Annotated in this window: 17 protein-coding genes, 1 tRNA gene and 1 pseudogene; 11 read left to right on the top strand and 8 right to left on the bottom strand. The window is 68.8% G+C overall.

Going from position 1 to position 15,392, the window contains the following annotated elements:
• Nucleotides 1–46 precede the first annotated feature (46 nt).
• Nucleotides 47–595: a DNA-binding protein gene (locus OG385_RS15275; protein WP_266855216.1), complete on the bottom strand. Its 549-nt coding sequence runs from the start codon at nucleotides 593–595 to the stop codon at nucleotides 47–49.
• A gap of 151 nt (nucleotides 596–746) precedes the next feature.
• Here OG385_RS15275 and OG385_RS15270 point away from each other — a divergent pair.
• A tRNA-Ala gene (locus tag OG385_RS15270) sits at nucleotides 747–819 on the top strand.
• A 130-nt stretch (nucleotides 820–949) separates the two neighbouring features.
• On the opposite strand, the gene OG385_RS15265 is transcribed toward OG385_RS15270, so the two are convergent.
• From OG385_RS15265 to OG385_RS15255, 3 genes are all read right to left on the bottom strand, one after another.
• Entirely contained in the window at nucleotides 950–1,414 is a 465-nt protein-coding gene (locus OG385_RS15265; RefSeq protein WP_266860878.1) for a hypothetical protein, read from the bottom strand.
• 205 nt (nucleotides 1,415–1,619) lie between these two features.
• A complete protein-coding gene (locus OG385_RS15260) occupies nucleotides 1,620–2,579 on the bottom strand; it encodes a hypothetical protein (RefSeq protein ID WP_266855215.1) in 960 nt (319 codons plus the stop codon).
• A 45-nt stretch (nucleotides 2,580–2,624) separates the two neighbouring features.
• Nucleotides 2,625–3,137: a hypothetical protein gene (locus tag OG385_RS15255; protein WP_266855214.1), complete on the bottom strand. Its 513-nt coding sequence runs from the start codon at nucleotides 3,135–3,137 to the stop codon at nucleotides 2,625–2,627.
• Nucleotides 3,138–3,241: 104 nt separating this feature from the next.
• On the opposite strand from OG385_RS15255, the gene OG385_RS15250 reads away from it, so the two are divergent.
• Nucleotides 3,242–3,448 carry a hypothetical protein gene (locus OG385_RS15250; RefSeq protein ID WP_266855213.1) on the top strand — a complete coding sequence of 69 codons (207 nt, stop codon included), beginning with the start codon at nucleotides 3,242–3,244 and terminating at the stop codon, nucleotides 3,446–3,448.
• A 731-nt stretch (nucleotides 3,449–4,179) separates the two neighbouring features.
• Here OG385_RS15250 and OG385_RS37465 read toward each other — a convergent pair.
• Nucleotides 4,180–4,467, bottom strand: a pseudogene (locus OG385_RS37465) (MFS transporter); the annotation flags it as partial.
• A gap of 195 nt (nucleotides 4,468–4,662) precedes the next feature.
• On the opposite strand from OG385_RS37465, the gene OG385_RS15240 reads away from it, so the two are divergent.
• On the top strand, nucleotides 4,663–5,154 hold the full coding sequence (locus OG385_RS15240; RefSeq protein WP_266855211.1) for a MarR family winged helix-turn-helix transcriptional regulator: 492 nt from the start codon (nucleotides 4,663–4,665) through the stop codon (nucleotides 5,152–5,154).
• Between the two features lie 163 nt (nucleotides 5,155–5,317).
• On the opposite strand, the gene OG385_RS15235 is transcribed toward OG385_RS15240, so the two are convergent.
• The gene (locus OG385_RS15235; protein WP_266855210.1) at nucleotides 5,318–6,016 is read right to left on the bottom strand and encodes a DUF5324 family protein; all 699 of its coding nucleotides are present in this window, start codon (nucleotides 6,014–6,016) and stop codon (nucleotides 5,318–5,320) included.
• A gap of 285 nt (nucleotides 6,017–6,301) precedes the next feature.
• Here OG385_RS15235 and OG385_RS15230 point away from each other — a divergent pair, with 285 nt between their 5' ends.
• Nucleotides 6,302–6,853 (top strand): peptidylprolyl isomerase, encoded by a 552-nt coding sequence (locus OG385_RS15230; RefSeq protein WP_266855209.1) that lies wholly within the window; start codon nucleotides 6,302–6,304, stop codon nucleotides 6,851–6,853.
• A gap of 165 nt (nucleotides 6,854–7,018) precedes the next feature.
• Nucleotides 7,019–7,912 carry a rhomboid family intramembrane serine protease gene (locus OG385_RS15225; RefSeq protein WP_266855208.1) on the top strand — a complete coding sequence of 298 codons (894 nt, stop codon included), beginning with the start codon at nucleotides 7,019–7,021 and terminating at the stop codon, nucleotides 7,910–7,912.
• A gap of 276 nt (nucleotides 7,913–8,188) precedes the next feature.
• Here OG385_RS15225 and crgA read toward each other — a convergent pair whose 3' ends face one another.
• Nucleotides 8,189–8,446 carry a cell division protein CrgA gene (gene crgA / locus OG385_RS15220; RefSeq protein WP_266855207.1) on the bottom strand — a complete coding sequence of 86 codons (258 nt, stop codon included), beginning with the start codon at nucleotides 8,444–8,446 and terminating at the stop codon, nucleotides 8,189–8,191.
• A 148-nt stretch (nucleotides 8,447–8,594) separates the two neighbouring features.
• Between crgA and OG385_RS15215 the strand changes: the two genes are divergently transcribed.
• Genes OG385_RS15215 through OG385_RS15190 form a run of 6 tightly spaced genes read left to right on the top strand, consistent with a single transcriptional unit; the run spans nucleotide 8,595 to nucleotide 13,113 of the window.
• Nucleotides 8,595–9,362 (top strand): DUF881 domain-containing protein, encoded by a 768-nt coding sequence (locus OG385_RS15215; protein WP_266855206.1) that lies wholly within the window; start codon nucleotides 8,595–8,597, stop codon nucleotides 9,360–9,362.
• Nucleotides 9,363–9,382: 20 nt separating this feature from the next.
• On the top strand, nucleotides 9,383–10,105 hold the full coding sequence (locus tag OG385_RS15210) for a class E sortase (RefSeq protein WP_266855205.1): 723 nt from the start codon (nucleotides 9,383–9,385) through the stop codon (nucleotides 10,103–10,105).
• A gap of 60 nt (nucleotides 10,106–10,165) precedes the next feature.
• Nucleotides 10,166–10,342 carry a hypothetical protein gene (locus OG385_RS15205; RefSeq protein WP_203598953.1) on the top strand — a complete coding sequence of 59 codons (177 nt, stop codon included), beginning with the start codon at nucleotides 10,166–10,168 and terminating at the stop codon, nucleotides 10,340–10,342.
• The gene (locus tag OG385_RS15200) at nucleotides 10,339–10,977 is read left to right on the top strand and encodes an aminodeoxychorismate/anthranilate synthase component II (protein WP_164258330.1); all 639 of its coding nucleotides are present in this window, start codon (nucleotides 10,339–10,341) and stop codon (nucleotides 10,975–10,977) included. Before OG385_RS15205 ends, OG385_RS15200 begins: the two co-directional genes overlap by 4 nt.
• Complete coding sequence (locus tag OG385_RS15195) at nucleotides 10,974–12,353, top strand: class E sortase (protein WP_323183764.1); 1,380 nt, start codon at nucleotides 10,974–10,976, stop codon at nucleotides 12,351–12,353. The genes OG385_RS15200 and OG385_RS15195 overlap by 4 nt, the downstream gene beginning before the upstream one ends.
• Before the next feature lie 28 nt (nucleotides 12,354–12,381).
• A complete protein-coding gene (locus OG385_RS15190; protein ID WP_266855204.1) occupies nucleotides 12,382–13,113 on the top strand; it encodes a class E sortase in 732 nt (243 codons plus the stop codon).
• 142 nt (nucleotides 13,114–13,255) lie between these two features.
• Here OG385_RS15190 and pknB read toward each other — a convergent pair whose 3' ends face one another.
• Nucleotides 13,256–15,271 carry a Stk1 family PASTA domain-containing Ser/Thr kinase gene (gene pknB, locus OG385_RS15185; RefSeq protein ID WP_266855203.1) on the bottom strand — a complete coding sequence of 672 codons (2,016 nt, stop codon included), beginning with the start codon at nucleotides 15,269–15,271 and terminating at the stop codon, nucleotides 13,256–13,258.
• Nucleotides 15,272–15,392: the final 121 nt, after the last annotated feature.

The raw sequence follows: 15,392 nt of genomic DNA, 5'->3' as shown, positions 1-15,392 counted from the left end.
TCAGCCGCGCGCAGTCGGCCGGGGCTCAGTCAGCCGCGCCCCGGCTTCAGCTCTGGTGTGCCTCGTAGTGCGAGACCGCTTCCGCGGTGCGCCCGGCGCCGTACACCCTGAGGAACTCTGCCAGTTCGGGGTGGGTCGGGGCGAGGGCGTTCGCCGCGTCGATGATGTCGCCGGCAGCCGATACGGAGCGCAGCAGAGACTGGATCTCACGGACCACCCGGCGCACGGTCGGCGCGCCCGTGGTGGATGTGGTCTGACCCGTGGTGGAGAGGACGGAGCCGCCCTGGGACTTCTTGATCTCTTCCATCCGATCCGTTGCCTCGCCCGCGCTGACGCTCCCGTCGGCGACCAGGCCCGAAAGCTCCTGAAGTGCCTGGACCCGCTGGACCACGGCCGGGTTTCCGATCTTGGCGCGCTGGCCGCTCATCAGCTGGGAGAGCATGGGCGCGGACAGCCCGAGCACTGCCGCGAGACGGGCTTGATTGAGGCCCAGGTCATCGATGAGGCGACGGAAGAGCGCCCCCAGCGGCTCCCCGTACCAACTGCGCTGGAGCTCTCTCGCTCTCGCGGTTGCCTCTTGTTGTGCTGCGTCCATTGCGTCTCCCCATCGCTTCCCCAGGCGGCGGCTTCGCTGCCGCGAACCTCCTGGTGCATCCTACGGAGAGTGGTCACTGACCGGGAGTCCCAATCCTTTTGTGAGATCACCCCTGTGACCCGGTACTCTTGTTCTCGCACCAACCCGTTACGGGGCCTTAGCTCAGTTGGTAGAGCGCTGTCTTTGCATGGCAGATGTCAGGGGTTCGACTCCCCTAGGCTCCACATCCTGAAAGCCCCTCTGACCTGCGAAACTGCTGGTCAGAGGGGCTTTGCTTGTTGGTGTGGCCGGTGCGGTGTTGCCGTTGATACGGGCGTTGCGGTGGTCGTCGGCGTCCGGACGTACGGCTACGGCTCAGCCCTTTCGTCGGGCTCCGTCGGGCCAGACGACGTCCACCGGGATTCCCCTCGCCCGTGCCGCGAGGACCACGTCGGCGGTGCCGCCGCCCTTGCCGCTCGGGGGTTCGCCGTTCCAGACGGCTACGAGGCGGTCGGCGCGTTCCAGGAGCAGTGCGTTGGCGGCGGCGTAGGCCGCTCGGCCGGCGGAATCCACGGGGATGACGACAACGTCGTCGGACGCGTCCACGAGGCGGTCGAAGAGGGCGGCATGGCCGGGACGGACGGTTTTCCGGCGGTAGTCCCTGGAGGGGATGACGACGGTCAACCGGCCGCCGGTGGCCAGTACGGCCTCGGCGAACAGGGCGTCGGAGCCCTCCGCGATGCAGGAGACCCCGATGAGTGGGCCGTCCGCGGTGTAGGAGTGGAGCAGTTCCTTCAGAGCGGTACGGACCAGGGGCACGGTGTCCTCGGTCAGGTCCATGTGCCCGGTCACCGCGATCACCGTTACTGCCACAGCTTCACTCCCGTACGTCTAACCGTGCCGAGCCGTGCCGTGCCCGTGTCCGTACGCCTACCCGTCCCCGTGTATTCGACAGCAGGCGGCGGGTCCTGTCCCGGACGGCCCCCGGCCCCCCGGCCCTCCAGCGCGGCCACCCCGTCCGGTAAGCCGCTCGGCCGCGGCCGCGTCACGGTGGCAGCGGCCAGGGGTAGCGTGCCGGGAAGCTGTGGCCCGCGAGTTCCTGTTCGGTTGTGCGGAGGGCGGCGGTGAGCGCTCCATGGAAGAAGCGCGCGGAGCCTTTCCGGCCCAGTTTGCGCTTGACGTACCACCAGCGCAGCACCGGAGTCTCCCCCGGGCGCGTCCGGCAGTACTTCACCACCTGGGTCCGCTCGTGGAGCGTCAGCTCCAACTGGTGGACGAGGAGGGTGCTGACGTCGTCGACGGAGCCCGCGAAACCTTCCAGAGCAGCCGTGATCACGCAGGCGTCAAGGAATGCCCGCGGGTACTCCGCCCTGTACACCTGGGCCGGTGGCAGGACCAGTACCAGCCGCGTCTGGAGCCCGTGCTGGGTGATCTGGTCGATCTCCCATTTCAGGGCATCGCGGATCCCCTGTCCCGGCGGCAGGATCAGGACGATGGAATGGGCGCGGCGGATCAGGGTCCGGACGGCCCCCTGCCACTGGTCGTGGGGCGAGCGCATCCAGACCGGCCCCGGTGGCGCGAGCCTGCGGTCCTGGTCGACCAGCGCGTAGGTCTTCAGCCCGAGAGCCTTCCGGGCGCTTCGGGCGATCGCCTGTTCCATGGTGGAGGCGCCGAACCAGGCGTGGGACAGGGCGACTTCGCCGTCACTGCCGAACGGCCGCAGGATCAGGCAGTACTCCTCCTGGGACCCGACCAGCGGGCCGAGTACCTCCTGATACATCCGCGTCCGCGTGGTCCGCCGGTAGCGCCCCCAGGTGAGGGCGATGGGAAGGGCGATCACAGCGACGTAGACCAGGGGCCGCACGAACGTCAGCGGATCGAAGTAGCCGCCGTACTGCCGGTGCAGGGACAGCAGTTTCAGACCGAGGGCCATGAGGACGCCGACACCCAGGAGGATGACCACCCCGCCACCGCGCACGCCGCGCCATAACTTGTGCCCCCGCATGGAGACGAACGTAGTGCACTCGCGCGACTACAGTCCATGAACATGTCACATCGCGATACCGGCCACGAAGGCCATGAGGTAGGAGACCGCGAAGATGACCGGCACCCACTGCTCGACATGCGTCAGCGGCAGATATCTGCGCCAGTCCAGCCCCTGGCCCAGCGCTCCCCACTCAGCCCGGGAGTAGGCGAAAGCCGGCAGCCTCGCTTCCAGAGCGCCGATCACCTCGTACTTGGCTGTGTTGAGCTGGCGGTACGAGCGCACCATCATCCACCACGCCGCGCACTGCGCGAACAGGATCAGCAGCCCCGACGTCAGTATCCAGACGGAGGTGCCGGTCAGTGCGTGGCCCGAGAGCGCGGCCACCACGGCCACGACGGCACTGTTGAGTGACAGGAAGAAGGTGTTGGTGAGGTTGCGCCGGGCGCTGACGCGGTCTGCCATCTCCACGCAGAGTTTGTACTGTTCGAGTATCGCCAGCTGATACCGGTCCCCTGACCTGGAGTAGTGAGAGGCGTCGATGTCGGTGTTCCACAGTGCATCCCCGATGTCACTCATGCCTTCAGCATGACGAAGGCGTGTGTCCCTTGTCAGCGGTTCCTTGTCACCGGCCACCTGCTCCGGCGCGCTGCTTTGGCACGCTGCTCCGGCACGCTGACGGGATGACGGCGGACGACGGTACCGGCCGCGCAGGGGCAGGAGCCGAAGAGGCCGCCCAGGAAGCACAGTTACGGGTCATCGGGCCCCGGATGTCGTGGCTGCTGGGCGGTGTGGCCGTGCTGGCGAGCGCACCGTTGCGGCTGTCGCTCTTGGCCTTCCGTCTCGCCCGGCATCTGCACAACCGCCTTATGCAGCACGGTGAATGGTGAATGGGCAGTCGCGGTGCTCGTCGCCTCCTTCCTGCTGCCTGTCCCGATGTACTAGCTCGCCGCCGCGGTACGCCGCGCCGGGCGCCGCCGAGTGGCCCGCCCCCGCGGACACGGAGCCGCCCGGCCGCCCGTATGTGCTCTACCTGCGGGGGTTCACCGAGGACCCCGTCCGGGCCAGGCTCGCACCCGCGGTACGTACGGTGCTCGGTGACCCGGGCCGCCCCCCCCTCAGTGAGGAGGAGCAACTCGCCAGAGCCGTCCGTTTCATCGGCCCGCTCATCGCCTTCGGCCGTCCAGGCGCCCGGCTGCACCACGCGGGTGCGTGGCGCGCCACCATGCCCGCGGACGACTGGCACGGTCCGGTCCTGCGGCTGATGGGGGAGGCGACGCTGCTCCTGATGTCGACCGGCGGTGGCGGGGCCGGGCTGCGCCGGGAACTGGAGCAGGCACTGACCCGGGTCCCACGGCAGCGGCTCCTCCTGCTGATCCCGCACGGTGCGGAGTCCTACGCGCAGCTTTCGACGGAACTGCTGCGCGAGGGATGGCTCACCGCGCCGCTGCCCGGGTATCCGCCGCTGTCCGAGCGCCGGGCGCGGGTCCTTCCGTACCGTGGCGCGGTCGGGTTCGGCGCGGACGGCGCCGCCCGCTTCGTCCGGTTCGATCCCCGGGGCTGCGGCTTTCGACTGCTCGCCCGGCGGGAACTCCACCCGGAGCATGGACAGCACCTGCGGCACCATGAGGGCGGCGGAGGCGCCCTGTGCGATGCGGGCGGCGATCAGCATCTCCGGATCGACGGCGAGGCCGGTCAGCGCCGAGGTGATGGTGAAGGCGAGCAGCCCGAGCTGGAAGACGCGGAGCCGGCCGAACCGGTCGCCCAGGCGGGATGCGGTGATCATGCCGGAGGCGAAGGCGAACACATAGCCGGCGATCGACCACTCCAACTGGGTGCTCGACGCGTGCAGTTCGCGCCGCAGGGAGGGTAACGCCACATTGATGACGGTGGTGTCGACCAGGTCCATGAAGGTCGCGGACAGCGTGACGACGAACGCCGCCCACCGCCTCGGGTTGAACCCGTCGGTGGCGCTGGGGGGAGGCCGAGGCTGATGACATGGGTCATCCCCTTCGTGAACGGCCCGAGGCACACGTGTCGGGTCTCGTGGACGAGCCAAGAGAAGGTTTGCTTTGAAAGCAAAGCCATGAGGAGGTTGGCGCGGATGTCAACGGAGCACGAGCCGGAGACGTCACAGGCGACCGGCCTGACCAGGGACGACGCGATCAGGGCGATGCTCGTGCTGATGCCCCGGGTGGCCCAGCGGATCAAGCGCACCACCGTTCCGGAGCAGCTCCGGTCGATGAATCCGGCCCCCCGGCACCTCTCGCTCCTGTCCCACCTCGTCTTCGACGGGCCGGCCCTCGTCAGTGAACTCGCCGCGCGTCTTGAGGTCGCCCCGACGACGGTGAGCCTGATGGTCGCCGACCTCAGCCGCCAGGGAGTCGTGGAGCGGAACTCCGACCCCGCCGACCGCAGGCGCACGGTCGTCGCCATCACGGAGGACCCGGCGACCCGCGACGCGATCAACGGCTGGCTGGCCCGGGGCGCCGGGGCCTGGGAGAAGGCACTCGAACCGCTGACCCCACAGGAGCGCGCGATGTTCGTACGCACCATGGAGGCGTACGAGAAGGGCGCCTCCACGCTGCCCGACTGACCGGCGGGAGCACTGCGGAGCCGCCTCTCAGCACCGGCCTGCTCAGCATGGAAGGGCGCCAGGAGAGCTGAGTCTCCTGACGCCCTTCGCGTCTGCCGGCCCGATGACGGCGCCGCCCGGCGGATCGGTCCCGCGGACCAGTCCGCCGGATCAGTCCACGGGATCAGCCCCGGGGATCGTCACGCTCCTGGTCTGCCTCTTCGGCCTCGGCCTGCTTGGCCTTGACCTCGGGGTCCAGTGCGTCGGGGCTGCCGTCGACCGAGGTGAGCGGCGGCCGCCGGTCCCCGACCTCGGTGGGCGCGGGCGGCTCGACCAGCCAGTCGGGGTTCGCCTGCTTGTCCCACCACTTCCAGGCTGCGAACGCGCCTCCGGCGACGACGCCGAGCACGATGACGCCCTTGGCCAGCCGGCTCGCCTTCGCGCACCGCTGCTGCTTTCTGACCAGCTTCTGGATCTGCTTCGCCGAGACCTGACCGCGCAGCGCCGCCACGGCGGCCGCACTGCGGGCCGCGGCCTCCTCGCGGACGGGCTGGGCCGCTGCCACGGCCTGTTCCACCCTCGGTGCGAGCTGGCACTGCGCCTGCCGGGCCGCCTTGGCCGCACGCTGCGCCGCCGCGTCGACCTTCGGCGGTACATGAGTGAGGGCCTGGTCGACGTGGGGTGCGAGCCGCGCGTCGTACTGAGTGCGGGCCTGCTGCGCTGCCAGCGAGACCTTCGGGGCCAGCCGTACACGAGCTTCGTTGGCGTAATGCGTGGCCTGTTCCTTGGCCGTTCCGGCGTAGGGCGCCACCACTTCCGCGGCGTGCAGCACGTTCTCCTTCGCCGTACCGGTCGCGGCGCGCACGCTGTCCATGCGGGTCACGGGTTCCTCCTCATCGGTGGCGTTCTGTCATTCGCCTGTCCACCCTTTTCGAAATCATGCCTGTCCGGGACCTTCGCGGCACGCGAGATCAGGCATCCGGGTCAGGAAAGGCGTAATCCGTCATTGTGGTGCAAGGGGGAGTTCTGCGGCCGACAATGCCATGGTTCGGCCCGGTGCGCGCCGGTTCGGCAGTCACCTGAGTGCTTTTCCCCTGCGTGGCGGCTCGGCGCTCCGCGTCCGTGCGAGGATCGGTGAACGTCAGAGAAGACTTACGGAAGGCACACCGTGGCCGAGCAGCTTTACGCCACCCTGAAGACCAACCACGGCGACATCGAGATTCGGCTGCTGCCGAACCACGCGCCGAAGACGGTCAGGAACTTTGTCGAGCTCGCTCAGGGAGAGCGGGAGTGGACCCACCCGGCCACCGGCAAGAAGTCCACGGACCGGCTCTACGACGGCACCGTCTTCCACCGCGTGATCAGTGGCTTCATGATCCAGGGCGGCGACCCGCTGGGCAACGGCACGGGTGGCCCCGGCTACGAGTTCGGTGACGAGTTCCACCCGGACCTGTCCTTCGACAAGCCGTACCTGCTCGCCATGGCCAACGCGGGACCGGGCACCAACGGCTCGCAGTTCTTCATCACGGTGCAGCCGACGACCTGGCTGACGCGTAAGCACAGCATCTTCGGCGAGGTCACCGACGCGGCGAGCCAGAAGGTCATCGACGAGATCATCACCACCCCGACCAACCCGCGCACCGACCGGCCGGTGCAGGACGTCGTCATCGAGACGGTGGTCGTCGAGACCCGCGACGGCGTCGCGACCCGGAAGAGCTGAACCGCGCGGCGGCCGGTGGAGGCCGCCCGATCCCGCGGGCGCGGGAGCGGTGGGAGCAGAGAGCCCGTTGCCTCATCCGGTACGGGAACCACCCGCCCCGTTCGTCCGTATGACGAGCGGGGCGGGTGCAGTGCGTACGCGACCCGTACGAGACGAGGGAACCCGATGGAAGAGTTGCCAGGAGGCCCGGAGCGGCAGTCCGGAGCGGGCGGTCTGCCCCACTGCTACCGCCACCCCGGCGTGGAGACGGGCATCAGCTGTGTCCGCTGCGAGCGGCCGATCTGTCCGCAGTGCATGATCAGCGCCTCCGTCGGCTTCCAGTGCCCGGAGTGCGTACGCGGGTCGGGTACGGGCAGCACCCCGGCCGCGGCGAGTCGCCCGCGCACCGTGGCGGGCGGTGCGGTCACCGCCGACCCGCGCCTGCTCACCAAGATCCTCATCGGGATCAACGTCCTGGTGTTCATCATGCAGGTGGCGAACAACAACAGCTTCGACTCCAGTTTCGAGCTGGTGGGCCAGGCGCAGACCACGCCGTTCGGGCCGCTGGTGGGCGTCGCCCAGGGGCAGTGGTACCGGCTGTTCACCGCGATGTTCATGCACGCCAACTACGCGCACATCGGGTTCAACATGCTGAGCCTCTGGTGGATCGGCGGGCCGCTGGAGGCGGCGCTCGGCCGGGCCCGCTACATCGCGCTGTATCTGCTCTCCGGGCTGGCCGGCAGCGCGCTCACCTATCTCATCGCCTCGCCGACCGAGGCGTCGCTCGGGGCGTCCGGCGCCATCTTCGGGCTGCTGGGTGCCACCGGTGTCCTGATGAAGCGCATGAACTACGACATGCGGCCGCTCCTCGGCCTGCTCGTGGTCAATGTGATCTTCACCTTCACCGGCGGGATCGCCTGGCAGGCGCATCTGGGCGGCTTCGTCGCCGGGATCGTCATCGCGATCGGGATGGTGCACGCCCCGCGCGAGCGGCGGACGCTGCTGCAGTTCGGGACCTGTGCGCTCGTCCTGGTGGCGACCATCGGCATGGTGCTGGCCAGAACCGCGATGCTGACCTGAGGGGCCTGATCCGAACGGCAGGACCCAGTTGTCCACAGCGAGTGGCGGATCTTGTGCATCCTGTGGGGAACAGCAGTGCCCCTTGCCGCTGACCTGGGTTTCCCCAGGAAGGGCAAGGGGCCGACCACTGTTGTGGTATGGCGCCGAGTAGTCACACCGGCGTCAACGCCCGAAAGTTATCCACAGATCTTCTGAGTTTTCCCCGGTTGTGGATAGCGCTGTGGATAACTCAGGGCAGGGCTTGACGGTCACCTGGACATGTGAGAGCCCGCAGGGCTACTTCCACTGGGTCGAGACGCCGAAGCCACCCGCGATGAAGCCGAAGCCGACCACGATGTTCCAGTTCCCGAGCGGCTTGATGGGCATACTGCCGTCCGTGACGTAAAAGACAACGATCCAGGCGAGACCGATCAAGAAGAAGGCCAGCATCACGGGGGCCACCCAGCTGCGATTGGTCAGCTTTATGGCAGTCGCCTGCTTCGTCGCGGGCGGCGGCGTGAAATCGGCCTTCTTGCGGATACGTGACTTCGGCACGAGGGGCTCTCCTGTCGATGCGCTGCGTGACCGCGCAGGGGGAACTGTTGAGGAAGTGCCGGGAGCGCGGGATGCGACGGGGCGCATTGCCTCCCCCGGGCGTCCGTTAGCGTAGTGCTTCCGGGGTTGGGAAGGAGATAAGGGTACGTTGAGCAATTCTGACGACTCTCCCACAGGGGCCGCCCGCCGCCGCGACTGGAGGCCGGTCCGGGTCCTCACCGCCGCCGTTTTCGCGCTCGCCGGACTCATCTTCGTGACCAGCTTCAACACCGCCAAGGGCACCGATATCCGCAGCGATGCGTCGATGCTGAAACTCTCGGACCTCATCCAGGAGCGCAACGGCAAGAACAAGGAACTCGGCGACTCCACCGCCGCCGTCCGCCGCGATGTAGACGCGCTCGCCCAGCGTGACGGAGGCGTCACGAAGAAGGAGGACGCCGGCCTCAAGGCGCTGGAGAAGTCCGCCGGTACGCAGAAGCTCAGCGGCTCCGCCGTCTCGGTCACGCTCGACGACGCCCCGCCGAACACCACCGCGAACCCCGGCTACCCCGAACCGCAGCCCAACGACCTGGTCATCCACCAGCAGGACCTGCAAGCGGTGGTGAACGCCCTGTGGCAGGGCGGTGCCAAGGGCATCAAAGTCATGGACCAGCGGCTGATCACCACCAGCGCGGTGCGCTGCGTGGGCAACACCCTGCTCCTCCAGGGCCGCGTCTACTCGCCCCCGTACAAGGTGACGGCCGTCGGCAACCCCGACAAGCTGAAGAAGGCGCTCACGGCCTCCCCGGCGATCCAGAACTACCTGCAGTACGTGAAGGCGTACGGGCTCGGCTGGAAAGTAGATGACGACCAGGCGGTGACTCTTCCCGGTTACTCGGGCACAGTGGATCTCCATTACGCAGGACCTGTGGGGTAGTTCCAGGGAGGCGGACGGCTGTGACGGTGCGACTGATCGTCAGGAGCTTCAGCGAACTCTGTATCACCGTAGGTGCGTTGATCGTGCTGTTCGTCGCGTATCTGCTGTTCTGGACGGGCGTGAAAGCGGACAACGCCGCGGATCACCAGATCGACGACCTCCACCACCAGTGGGCCCGCAGCGCGGCCGCCACCCCCGGCCCCGCAGCCGGTTCCAGCGCCTCGTCACCGTCGAAACCGAAGCCGGCCGCCACCCCCGCCCCCGTCGCGTACCACGCGGGCAAGGCCTTCGCCGTGATGTACGTCCCGCGCCTCGGCCGGGACTGGAGCAGGCCCGTGCTGCAGAACACAGCCGTCGGGACGCTCCAGCGGGGCCTGGGCCACTACGCGGGGACCGCACGCCTCGGCGCCACGGGAAACTTCGCGGTCGCGGGCCACCGGCGTACGTACGGCGACCCGTTCAAGGACTTCCCGAAGCTCAGGCCCGGCGACGCGGTGGTGCTCACGGACGGGACGACCTGGTTCACGTACCGCATCGACAACAAGCCCTATCTGACCGTGCCGTCCGACACCGGGGTCATCGATCCGGTGCCGGTGAAGTCGGGTTTTCAGGGGGCCGGACGCTATCTGACGCTCACCACGTGCGACCCGGAATGGGGCAGCAGCCACCGGCTCATCGCCTGGGGACATCTCGACTCCACGCAGCCTGTGACGCAGGGCAAGCCGGCCGCTTTGCGCGGGTGACCCACGGGCGCCTGCCACAGCCCTCTACTCTGGTGCCGTACCACGAACGGAAGGGACAGCATGTACGGCTGGATCTGGCGGCATCTGCCGGGCAACGTATGGCTCCGGGCGGTCATCTCGCTCGTGCTCGTGCTCGCTCTCGTCTACCTGCTCTTCCAGTACGTCTTCCCGTGGGCGGAGCCGCTGCTTCCGTTCAATGACGTGACGGTCGACCAGGGGATGGGGGCCGTGCGATGAGTGCCCGCATCCTCGTCGTCGACAACTACGACAGCTTCGTGTTCAACCTGGTCCAGTACCTGTACCAGCTCGGCGCCGAGTGCGAAGTCGTGCGGAACGACGAGGTCACCCTCGCGCACGCGCAGGACGGCTTCGACGGCGTACTGCTCTCCCCCGGGCCCGGAACGCCCGAACACGCCGGTGTCTGCGTGGACATGGTGCGGCACTGCGCCGACACCGGGGTCCCCGTCTTCGGGGTCTGTCTTGGCATGCAGTCGATGGCAGTGGCGTACGGCGGTGTGGTGGACCGGGCGCCCGAGCTGCTGCACGGCAAGACGTCCCCGGTGACGCACGAGGGGGCCGGTGTCTTCGCCGGGCTGCCCTCGCCCTTCACCGCGACCCGCTACCACTCGCTGGCCGCCGAGCCCCGGACGGTGCCGCCCGAGCTCGCCGTCACCGCGTGGACCGCCGACGGCATCATCATGGGCCTGCGCCACCGGGAACTGCCGGTCGAGGGCGTGCAGTTCCACCCCGAGTCGGTGCTCACCGAGCACGGCCATCTGATGCTCGCCAACTGGCTCGTCCAGTGCGGCGACGCGGGCGCGGTCGGACGGTCGGCGGGGCTCGCGCCGGTGGTGGGCAAGGCCGCGGCGTGACGGCACTGCGCCCCGAACAGGACGGCTCGGAGGCGGCGGCACCGGAACCACCGAGAGGGTCAGGGCCCGCGGGGCCGCCTGCCGGACAGCCTGCCGGGGCCACCGGCCCCGGTCGCGCCGACCGGGAGTACGACCCGCTGACGGACCCGCTGCCGACGGGCAGCCACAGTTCGCCGTGGTTCCGGGCGGAGCACTCGGGGGGCACGGCGCCGCAGCCGGCCGTGCAGGATCCGCCGCGGGACTGGTACGGGCGGGAGGCGGTGTACGAGCCCATAGTCACGCCCGCCGTGCCACCGGAGACGGCCACGGCCCGGGAGCCGATCCCCGAGCCGATCACGGGGCCGATCCCCGGGCCGATCGCGGAGCCGATCCCCGGGCCGATCGCGGAGCCGTTCCCGGAACCAGGCCCGGACCCGGAGCGGAGCACGGCCGTTTTTCCCGTCGTACGGGACGACGAGACCGTGGGGCTCCGCATCGCCGAGGCCGCAGCCGCCTCGTCCGCAACCGCTCCGTCCTCACCCGCCTCGTCCGCGCCCACGGACGCGGACCGGGCACCCGCGCCGCTCGGCGGCCGCGCCGAGCGCCGTAAGGCCGCCAGGGGGCGGGGGCGCAAGAGCGCCACGCCCGCCGAACCCGTCATCCCGGCCATCCCCCGCACCCGGATGGAAGCGCGCCTCGCGGCACGTGCCCTCAAGGACAGCCCCGCCGTCATCGCCAGCCGGGCGATCGGTGAGATCTTCATCAGCCTGGGTGTGCTGATGCTGCTGTTCGTCACGTACCAGCTCTGGTGGACGAACGTACGCGCCCACCAGGAGGCCAGCGGTACGGCCCACAGCCTCCAGGACAACTGGGCGAAGGGCGGCAAGAACAGCGCGCCCGGTGCTTTCGAGCCCGGACAGGGGTTCGCGATCATCCACATCCCCAAGCTGGACGTGGTCGTGCCGATCGCGGAGGGCGTCAGCAAGACCAAGGTGCTCGACCGCGGGATGGTCGGCCACTACAGCGAGGGCAAGCTCAAGACGGCGATGCCGTCGGCGAAGACGGGCAACTTCGCGCTGGCGGGCCACCGCAACACCCACGGTGAGCCGTTCCGCTACATCAACAAGCTCAAGGACGGCGACAAGGTCGTCGTGGAGACGCAGGACGACTACTACACGTACGAGGTGACGAGCCGTCTGGCTCAGACGTCTCCGTCGAACGTATCGGTGATCCAGCCGGTGCCGGTGGGGTCCGGCTTTACCCGGCCGGGCCGCTACATCACCCTGACGACGTGCACCCCCGAGTTCACCAGTACGTACCGAATGGTCGTCTGGGGCAAGATGGTTGATGAACGGCCACGGAGCAAGGGGATGCCTGAAGCCCTGACCGCAGGCTGACGGTTACGGACTACAGGGGACAGGTGCGGTGGCATCGACGACCGAGCAGGACGAGCAGACAATCACGCCCCGCGCCCGCCGCGGCCGACGGGGCCCGGTCGCGACCGCGGTCAGCGTATTCGGCGAACTGCTCATCACAGCGGGGCTTGTGCTCGGACTCTTCGTCGTCTACTCGCTGTGGTGGACGAACGTCGTGGCCGACCGGCACGCGGCGAAACAGGGCGACAAGATCCGCGACAACTGGTCGCACCCCAGCACCGGTCCGGGCGCCCTCGACACCAAGGACGGCATCGGCTTCCTGCATGTGCCGTCGATGAAGAACGGCGAGGTCCTGGTCAGGCGGGGCACCAGCACCAGCGTCCTGAACGAGGGCGTCGCCGGCTACTACGTGAAGCCGGTCAAGGCGGGACTCCCGTCCGACAAGACGGGCAACTTCGCGCTGGCCGCGCACCGCGACGGGCACGGCGCGAAGTTCCACAACATCGACAAGGTGAAGACCGGCGATCCGGTCGTCTTCGAGACCAAGGACACCTGGTACGTGTACAAGGTGTTCAAGGAGCTCCGGCAGACGTCGAAGTACAACGTCGACGTGCTCCAGTCGGTGCCCAAGGAGTCGGGAAAGAAGAAGCCGGGCCGCTACATCACGCTGACGACCTGCACCCCCGTCTACACGTCGCGCTACCGGTACATCGTGTGGGGCGAGCTGGAGCGCACGGTGAAGGTCGACGCGAAGCGCACCCCGCCGGCCGAGCTGCGCTGACACCCGGCCGGACCGGCCTCACAACCGGCCACGTACAGACCTGAACCACGGGCGAAGCCCCGGCCCCCCAGGGGCTGGACTCCTCAGGAGTCCTGCCGGGGGCCGGGGCTTCGCCCGTGCCTGGTACTGCGGTGGCTGGTGGCTAGTTCCAGCCGTCGAAGATGCCGCCGTCGCCGCCGTTGCCACCACCGTTGTTGTGACCGCCGCCGCCACCGCCGCCGCCCATCGTCGTGAGCGTGACGGTGGTGCTGCCCGGGTCGGCCTCCTGGGTACCCACCGCGGGGTCGGAGCCGGTGACGATCGCGTTGTCGTCGCCGTTACTGCCGCCCGCGATCTGGATGTTGGTGAAGCCGGCCCCGTTGAGGATCTGCTTCGCCTCGGACAGCTTCTTGCCCCTGATCTCGGGGACCGCCGTCTGCGAAGGCGTCGCCTTGGCCTTGGCGACCGTCAGCGTGATCGTCGCGCCCTTCGCGGCCTCGCCGCCGCCCGGGTCCTGGCTGATCACCGTGCCGACCGGCTGCTCCGACTCCTGGTCGGCGGCCCGGGAGACCTGGAAGCCCGCGTCGGTCAGCTGCTTGGAGGCGTCCTCGAAGGTGCGGCCCTTGACGTCCGGTACCGGGATCTTGGTCGACTTCGCGATCTTGATCGTGACCTCGGAACCCTTCTGGGCCGTGGTGTTGCCCTTCGGGGACTGGTCGAAGACCTTGCCTTCCTCCTGGTTGGACTCGACCTGCTGCGGGTTCACCTTGAAGCCCTTGCCCTCAAGGAGCTGCGTGGCTTCGTCCTCGGTGTCTCCGTTGACGTTGGGCACATCGATCTTGGGGGCGCCGGTGGACACGACGACCGAGATGGTCTCGCCCTGCTGGAGCGTGGCGCCGCCGAACTTCGGGTCCTGGCTGCAGACATCGCCCTTGGCCGCGTTGTCGCAGGGCTTCCGCTGCGCCACGGTCAGCTTCAGCTTCGAGTTGGCGACCGATTCCTTCGCCCTGTCCAGGGACTGGCCGACGAGCTGCGGCACAGCGACCTTGCCGGAGTTGCTGTCGTTGCTGGTGAACAGCGACTTCCCGATGAGGATCGCGCCGACCAGCACCAGGACGCCCGCGACGATGAGCAGGATCGTCGATGTGTTGGACTTCTTCTGGGGGCGGCCCCGCCGCCGGTCGGGGCGGTCGTCGTAGCCACCTTCGTCCGGGGGGACCGGGGGCATCATGGACGTCTGGCCGTCGCCCTGGTCCTGCTGCCGTATGGCGGTGGTGGGCTGCTCCGCGTCGTAACCGCCGTAGCCGGGCATGCCCATCGCCGCGGTCGCGGCGACCGGCTGGCCGTCGAGGCACGCCTCGATGTCGGCGCGCATCTCGTCGGCCGACTGGTAACGGTAGTCGGGGTCCTTGACCAGGGCCTTGAGGACGATGGCGTCCATCTCGGGCGTGATCTCGGCGTCGAAGTTGCTGGGCGACTGCGGCTCTTCGCGTACGTGCTGATAGGCCACCGCGACCGGGGAGTCCCCGATGAACGGCGGCCGGACCGTCAGCAGCTCGTAGAGCAGACAGCCCGTCGAGTACAGGTCGGAGCGGGCGTCGACCTGCTCCCCCTTGGCCTGCTCGGGGGAGAGGTACTGGGCCGTGCCGATCACCGCGGACGTCTGCGTCATCGTCATCCCGGAGTCGCCCATGGCGCGGGCGATGCCGAAGTCCATGACCTTGACCTGGCCGGTGCGCGTCAGCATGACGTTGGCCGGTTTGATGTCACGGTGGACGATGCCGTTGCGGTGCGAGTACTCCAGCGCCTGGAGGATGCCGATGGTCATCTCCAGGGTGCGCTCGGGCAGCAGCTTCCGGCCGGAGTGCAGGAGCTCCCTGAGCGTGGACCCGTCGACGTACTCCATCACGATGTACGGGATGGAGATGTTGTCCACATAGTCCTCGCCGGTGTCGTAGACAGCGACGATCGCGGGGTGGTTGAGCGAGGCGGCCGACTGGGCCTCACGGCGGAACCGGGCCTGGAAGGACGGGTCGCGGGCGAGATCCGCCCGCAGCGTCTTCACGGCGACGGTGCGGCCGAGCCGGGTGTCATGCGCGAGGTAGACCTCGGCCATGCCACCACGGCCGAGCACCGAGCCCAGCTCGTACCGGCCGCCGAGGCGACGCGGCTCTTCCATAGCTAATCCAGCCCTCTCCGTATGTCCCGACCGCACCCTGGGGTGGTCCGGCGGTGTGCTGTTCGCGGATACGCTACCGGCCACGGATGGATGATCAGCCCGCAACCGTCAGCTGATATCG

The sequence above is a fragment of the Streptomyces sp. NBC_01306 genome, from assembly GCF_026340465.1.
Lineage (GTDB): Bacteria > Actinomycetota > Actinomycetes > Streptomycetales > Streptomycetaceae > Streptomyces.
The sequence above is the reverse complement of the archived record's forward strand: the minus strand, read 5'-3'. Positions and strand labels throughout refer to the sequence as shown.

What these genes read in the sequence shown, in the direction of transcription:
- OG385_RS15275 (WP_266855216.1), bottom strand. Translation starts at nt 595, where the DNA reads ATGGACGCAGCACAACAAGAGGCAACCGCGAGAGCGAGAGAGCTCCAG.
- OG385_RS15265 (WP_266860878.1), bottom strand. Translation starts at nt 1,414, where the DNA reads ATGGACCTGACCGAGGACACCGTGCCCCTGGTCCGTACCGCTCTGAAG.
- OG385_RS15260 (WP_266855215.1), bottom strand. Translation starts at nt 2,579, where the DNA reads ATGCGGGGGCACAAGTTATGGCGCGGCGTGCGCGGTGGCGGGGTGGTC.
- OG385_RS15255 (WP_266855214.1), bottom strand. Translation starts at nt 3,137, where the DNA reads ATGAGTGACATCGGGGATGCACTGTGGAACACCGACATCGACGCCTCT.
- OG385_RS15250 (WP_266855213.1), top strand. Translation starts at nt 3,242, where the DNA reads ATGACGGCGGACGACGGTACCGGCCGCGCAGGGGCAGGAGCCGAAGAG.
- OG385_RS15240 (WP_266855211.1), top strand. Translation starts at nt 4,663, where the DNA reads ATGTCAACGGAGCACGAGCCGGAGACGTCACAGGCGACCGGCCTGACC.
- OG385_RS15225 (WP_266855208.1), top strand. Translation starts at nt 7,019, where the DNA reads ATGGAAGAGTTGCCAGGAGGCCCGGAGCGGCAGTCCGGAGCGGGCGGT.
- OG385_RS15205 (WP_203598953.1), top strand. Translation starts at nt 10,166, where the DNA reads ATGTACGGCTGGATCTGGCGGCATCTGCCGGGCAACGTATGGCTCCGG.
- OG385_RS15200 (WP_164258330.1), top strand. Translation starts at nt 10,339, where the DNA reads ATGAGTGCCCGCATCCTCGTCGTCGACAACTACGACAGCTTCGTGTTC.
- pknB (WP_266855203.1), bottom strand. Translation starts at nt 15,271, where the DNA reads ATGGAAGAGCCGCGTCGCCTCGGCGGCCGGTACGAGCTGGGCTCGGTG.